The 5772-nt window shown below is 40.8% G+C and carries 5 protein-coding genes; 4 read left to right on the top strand and 1 reads right to left on the bottom strand.

Features of this window, described 5'->3' with window-relative positions; translation table 11 throughout:
- The first annotated feature begins 321 nt into the window (after window positions 1-321).
- A complete protein-coding gene (locus GMD4S_RS06760) occupies window positions 322-1014 on the top strand; it encodes a phosphoglycerate mutase (protein WP_000240130.1) in 693 nt (230 codons plus the stop codon).
- Between the two features lie 124 nt (window positions 1015-1138).
- Here the strand turns inward: GMD4S_RS06760 and GMD4S_RS06755 are convergent, their stop codons facing one another.
- Complete coding sequence (locus GMD4S_RS06755) at window positions 1139-1711, bottom strand: TetR/AcrR family transcriptional regulator (RefSeq protein ID WP_000250301.1); 573 nt, start codon at window positions 1709-1711, stop codon at window positions 1139-1141.
- Window positions 1712-1851: 140 nt separating this feature from the next.
- On the opposite strand from GMD4S_RS06755, the gene GMD4S_RS06750 reads away from it, so the two are divergent.
- The 3 genes from GMD4S_RS06750 (at window position 1852) to rpsO (ending at window position 5668) form a co-directional block, all read left to right on the top strand.
- Window positions 1852-2553: an ABC transporter ATP-binding protein gene (locus tag GMD4S_RS06750; RefSeq protein WP_000323378.1), complete on the top strand. Its 702-nt coding sequence runs from the start codon at window positions 1852-1854 to the stop codon at window positions 2551-2553.
- Between the two features lies 1 nt (window position 2554).
- Entirely contained in the window at window positions 2555-5254 is a 2700-nt protein-coding gene (locus tag GMD4S_RS06745) for an FtsX-like permease family protein (RefSeq protein ID WP_000754606.1), read from the top strand.
- Window positions 5255-5398: 144 nt separating this feature from the next.
- The gene (gene rpsO, locus GMD4S_RS06740; protein ID WP_001018251.1) at window positions 5399-5668 is read left to right on the top strand and encodes a 30S ribosomal protein S15; all 270 of its coding nucleotides are present in this window, start codon (window positions 5399-5401) and stop codon (window positions 5666-5668) included.
- The last annotated feature ends 104 nt before the right edge of the window (window positions 5669-5772 follow it).

Below are 5772 nucleotides of genomic sequence, written 5' to 3'. Positions count from 1 at the left end.
CTTCTGGTGGAACACATGTTGTCAGTGTGGTAGTATTTGAAAAAGCTAATCTTGAAAATTGCAAAGAAACAATTGAAGGTCTAATTCATAATCGTTACAATGATACTAATGTAACTAAGAATACTGATCGTATAATTGATGCTTTAAATAAAAAATAATTGCAATCGTTTCTTGATTGAATATCGCGAATTAATAATAACTAGATGAGAGGACACTGTTCTCTCTTTTTAGTTGATTTTAACTAGCTTTTTTGTGAAAAATTGTGTAAAATAGAATAGATAAACGAGGGAAACCTCGAAAAATAAAAGGAGAATCCATCTAATGGTAAAATTGGTTTTTGCTCGCCACGGTGAGTCTGAATGGAACAAAGCTAACCTTTTCACTGGTTGGGCTGATGTTGATTTGTCTGAAAAAGGAACACAACAAGCGATTGACGCTGGTAAATTGATCAAAGAAGCTGGTATCGAATTTGACCAAGCTTACACTTCAGTATTGAAACGTGCAATCAAAACAACAAACTTGGCTCTTGAAGCTTCTGACCAATTGTGGGTTCCAGTTGAAAAATCATGGCGCTTGAACGAACGTCACTACGGTGGTTTGACTGGTAAAAACAAGGCTGAAGCTGCGGAACAATTTGGTGATGAGCAAGTTCACATCTGGCGTCGTTCATACGATGTATTGCCTCCAAACATGGATCGTGATGATGAGCATTCAGCACACACTGACCGTCGTTACGCTTCACTTGACGACTCAGTTATCCCAGATGCTGAAAACTTGAAAGTGACTTTGGAACGTGCCCTTCCATTCTGGGAAGACAAAATTGCTCCAGCACTTAAAGATGGTAAAAACGTATTCGTAGGAGCTCACGGCAACTCAATCCGTGCCCTTGTAAAACACATCAAACGCTTGTCAGATGACGAAATCATGGATGTGGAAATCCCTAACTTCCCACCATTGGTATTCGAATTCGACGAAAAATTGAATGTAGTTTCTGAATACTACCTTGGAAAATAATCTATAAACAGAAAGCCTAGGGTTCCTAGGCTTTTTTGTATCTAAGTTTAAAAAAAGGCAATTTAGCTAATTGAAAAAGTATAAAATGAGAGGATATAGCTTATGAAATAGTAAGTTGTATGAATTAATCTTCTTTTGATTCGTAGCTCCAGTGTTCGTAGTTATAGGTTGATAAGATTATATCCGTGATTTCTTCCGGTTCTTCTTGAGCTCCCCCAGCAATCCAAAGAGAAATAATTCCTTCAATACTTGATAAGAAGATTTCCAAAGCGTATTTGTGAGGAATTTGGAAGTTTTCAGATAAGAAATGACGAGTCTTTTCTTTTTGATTTTCAGTTAGAATAATGCTACTTAGAAATTCACGAATTGCACCACGAAAGTCTATGTAATGACTTTGGGACAAGGCGTTAATAAGGCGTTCGTTCGAACGTAATATATAGAAGTTGGCTAACATAAACTTTCTAGGCGATTCTCTTTCTTTTTCTAAAAAAATGTAGAGCTGGGAAATAATTTCACTTTTAAAACTGTCAATCATTTGATATTTGTCTTCATAGTGTAGATAGAAAGTTCCCCTATTAATCCCTGCGCGTTTACAGAGTTTACTAATTGATATATTTTCAAATTTCTCCTCTGATAGCAACTGAATCAAAGCTTCCTTGATGTCTTCCTTAGTAGTAGTTTTTCGTTTCTGAACCATTTCTCTTCCTTTTTCTTAAATCAACACTTTGTTGATTTTTGATTATTGCTTTTTGACTTAGCCCATTATATAATATTTGTGATTTAGAATCAACACCTTGTTGATTTAAGGAAACGAGCTTTGAAAAGGAGATAAACGATATGGCTTATATTGAAATGAAACACAGCTACAAGCGTTATCAGGTTGGGGATACGGAGATTGTGGCTAATCATGATGTGAATTTTGAAATTGAAAAGGGGGAGCTGGTTATTATCCTTGGTGCTTCAGGTGCTGGAAAATCAACCGTTCTCAATCTCCTAGGAGGTATGGATACCAATGATGAGGGGGAGATTTGGATCGATGGTGCCAATATTGCCAACTATAGTTCGCACCAGAGAACAAACTATCGTCGTGAAGATGTAGGTTTTGTTTTTCAGTTTTATAATCTAGTTTCCAATCTGACAGCCAAGGAAAATGTGGAACTGGCTTCAGAAATCGTGACAGATGCCTTAGAACCTGAGCAGGTCTTGACAGATGTAGGTTTGGCTCATCGCCTCAATAATTTTCCAGCCCAGCTTTCTGGAGGGGAGCAACAGCGAGTCTCCATTGCACGCGCTGTAGCCAAAAATCCTAAAATTCTCCTCTGTGATGAACCGACTGGTGCCTTGGATTACCAGACGGGGAAGCAAGTCTTGAAGATTCTCCAAGACATGTCTCGTCGAAAAGGAGCGACGGTGATTATCGTGACCCACAATGGTGCGCTAGCTCCTATTGCAGATCGCGTGATTCATATGCGCGATGCTACAGTTAAGAGCATGACGATCAATGAGCATCCGCAGGATATCGATACATTGGAGTATTAGCATGAAAAAAACATATCGAAAAGACCTATTTCAGTCAGTGACGACTTCAAAGGGACGCTTTGTTTCTATCTTGACCTTGATGATGCTGGGTTCTTTAGCCCTAGTAGGTCTTAAAGTAGCCAGTCCAAACATGGAACGCACGGCAGGGGATTATCTCCGTAAAGCCAATACCCTGGATCTGGCCGTAATAGCTGATTATGGCTTGGACAAAGAAGACCAAGACGAACTAAAGACCCTTCAAGGAGCAAGTGTTGAGTTTGGCTATATGGTAGACCTAACCGTTGAAAATGGTGAGGAAGCAGTTCGACTTTATTCCAAACCAGAGAGCATTTCAACCTTCCAAGTGACAGAAGGGCGACTGCCAGAGACAAATGAGGAAATTGCCCTAGCCGACTTCTGGAAAGACCGCTATCAGATTGGGCAGACCATTACCTTTACTAAGAAAGAAGAAAAGTCCATCGTAAAATCCCAAACTTTTACAATTACTGGATTTGTTGAGTCGGGTGAGATTCTTTCTAAAGAAGATTTAGGAAGTGCTAGTAGTGGAAATGGCAACCTGACTGGCTATGGAGTAATTTTACCCAGTCAGTTTGACTCAGATGTTTATAGTATTGCGCGTGTGCGCTATGACGATTTAAAAAATCTGGATACTTTTTCATCAGACTATAAGACCAAACGAGCCCAACATCAGGAAGAGTTGCAAGACTTACTTGCTGATAATGGTCAAAAAAGATTGGCAAGTATCAAATCAAATGGGCAAAAGAGCTTGGAAGAGGGCAAAGAACAGCTCCAAACTGCTGAAAGCAACCTTGAAAATGGCAAGAGTCAGTTAGAGCAGGCCGAAAGTCGCTTGAAAACGCAAGAAGAACAAGCGACCGCTTTACCAGAACCGCAAAAGAGTCAAATCGAGGGACAGCTGACAAAAGCTAAGGAAGAACTGGCGACAAAAAAAGAAAAACTGGCTCAGACAGAGAGTGATCTAACTAAGGAAAAAGAGAAGCTTGAACAGCGTCAGAAAGAGCTTGATGAACTGGCAGAGCCGAAATACCACGTATACAATCGCCAAACCATGCCAGGTGGTCAAGGCTACCTCATGTACAGCAATGCATCATCAAGCATTCGTTCAGTCGGAAATATCTTCCCAGTGGTGCTATATATGGTCGCTGCAATGGTGACCTTTACAACGATGACTCGCTTTGTAGATGAAGAACGCACCAATGCAGGTATTTTCAAGGCCTTGGGTTACCGCAACCGAGATATTGTTGCCAAGTTTGTCCTCTATGGTTTTCTTGCAGGAACTGTGGGAACCATTATAGGAACACTTCTTGGACATTATCTTCTTGCAGGGGTGATTTCAGATGTTATAACAGCTGGGATGGTTGTTGGAAAAAGTCACGAGTATTTCTATTGGTCTTATAGTATCCTTGCCCTAGCCTTGAGTTGGGTATCTAGTGTTTTGCCGGCTTATCTGGTGGCGCGAAGGGAGTTGCACGATGAAGCAGCCCAACTCTTACTTCCCAAACCTCCCGTTAAGGGATCAAAGATTTTGCTGGAACGACTGAGCTTTATTTGGAGTCGTTTGAGTTTTACTCATAAGGTTACGGCAAGAAATATCTTTCGTTATAAGCAACGGATGCTGATGACCATTTTTGGAGTTGTAGGTTCAGTTGCTCTCTTATTTGCTGGTCTTGGTATTCAGTCATCTGTGGGAGGAGTTTCCGAACGCCAATTTGAACAAATCCAGCAATACCAGATGATTGTAGCAGAAAAGAGCAGTGCAACGGAGCAAGAAAAAGCAGATCTGGAAAGTGCCTTGCAAGCTGAATCGATCCACGCTTATCAAAAGATTTACTCTAAATCCATTGAAAAAGATTTCAAAGGAAAAGCAGGACTTCAAACCATCACCATGATGGTTACTAGTGGAGAAGACTTCAATCCCTTTATCACATTAGAGGAAAATGGGCGAGAGTTGCAGGTCACTAATGGAGCGGTCGTGAGTCAAAAATTAGCCCAATTAGCAAGTGTTACGGTTGGAGACAAGCTGGAGCTTGACGGGAAGGAAATCAAGGTTGCGGCTATTTCTGAAAACTATGTTGGACACTTTGTTTATCTAAACCGTGCGACTTACGAACAAGTCTATGGAACCAGTCCGCAAGACAATACCTACCTAGTAAAATTAAAAGACCCAACACCTTCCAATACGGAGAAAGAAGCGGCTACTTTCATGGGAAAAGCTGCTGTTTCTGGGGTCGTCCAAAATGCAACGGCTATCCATCTCTTTGAATCTGTAGCCAATTCTCTCAATAAAACCATGGCAATCCTTGTCCTTGTTTCCGTCTTACTAGCCATTGTCATTCTTTACAATCTCACCAATATCAATGTGGAAGAACGTATCCGCGAACTTTCCACTATCAAGGTTCTCGGTTTCCACAATAAAGAAGTGACCCTCTATATCTACCGCGAGACCATAGTGCTATCCCTTGTGGGGATTGTTCTCGGTTTGGTAGCAGGCTACTATTTACATCAATTTTTGATACAAATGATTTCACCTGCCACCATACTCTTTTATCCTCAGGTCAGCTGGGAAGTCTATGCGCTTCCAATCGTCGCAGTGACGGTGATTTTGACTTTACTAGGTCTCTTTGTCAATCACCACTTGAGAAAGGTGGATATGCTTGAAGCCCTGAAATCAGTAGAGTAATTCAAGGTTTTAAACAGTAAATCAGTTGACAAAGTCTCTGCTTCTTGGTAGAATAAGAATTGTCGTAAAGACAAATAACTTCTTCTTGGTTACAGGCATGCCAACCTGTCACTCGGATGAAGCCAAATAAAAAGGAGAAACATCATGGCAATCTCAAAAGAGAAAAAAAATGAAATCATCGCACAATATGCACGTCACGAAGGTGATACAGGTTCAGTAGAGGTTCAAGTTGCTGTCCTTACTTGGGAAATCAACCACCTTAACGAACACATCAAACAACACAAAAAAGACCACGCTACTTACCGTGGATTGATGAAGAAAATCGGTCGCCGTCGTAACTTGCTTGCATACTTGCGTAAAAACGACGTTAACCGTTACCGTGAGTTAATCAACTCTCTTGGACTTCGTCGCTAATCTTGCGTCTAAAACGTTTCTATACTTCGTTGGCTTCAGCTCGATGTACCATTAGTACAATCTTCGCCTCGTCGCCTAGTCTATAAACGTTTTATCCAGCAAGA

This window comes from Streptococcus sp. GMD4S, from assembly GCF_000296955.1.
This window is presented reverse-complemented; position numbering and strand designations above follow the sequence as displayed.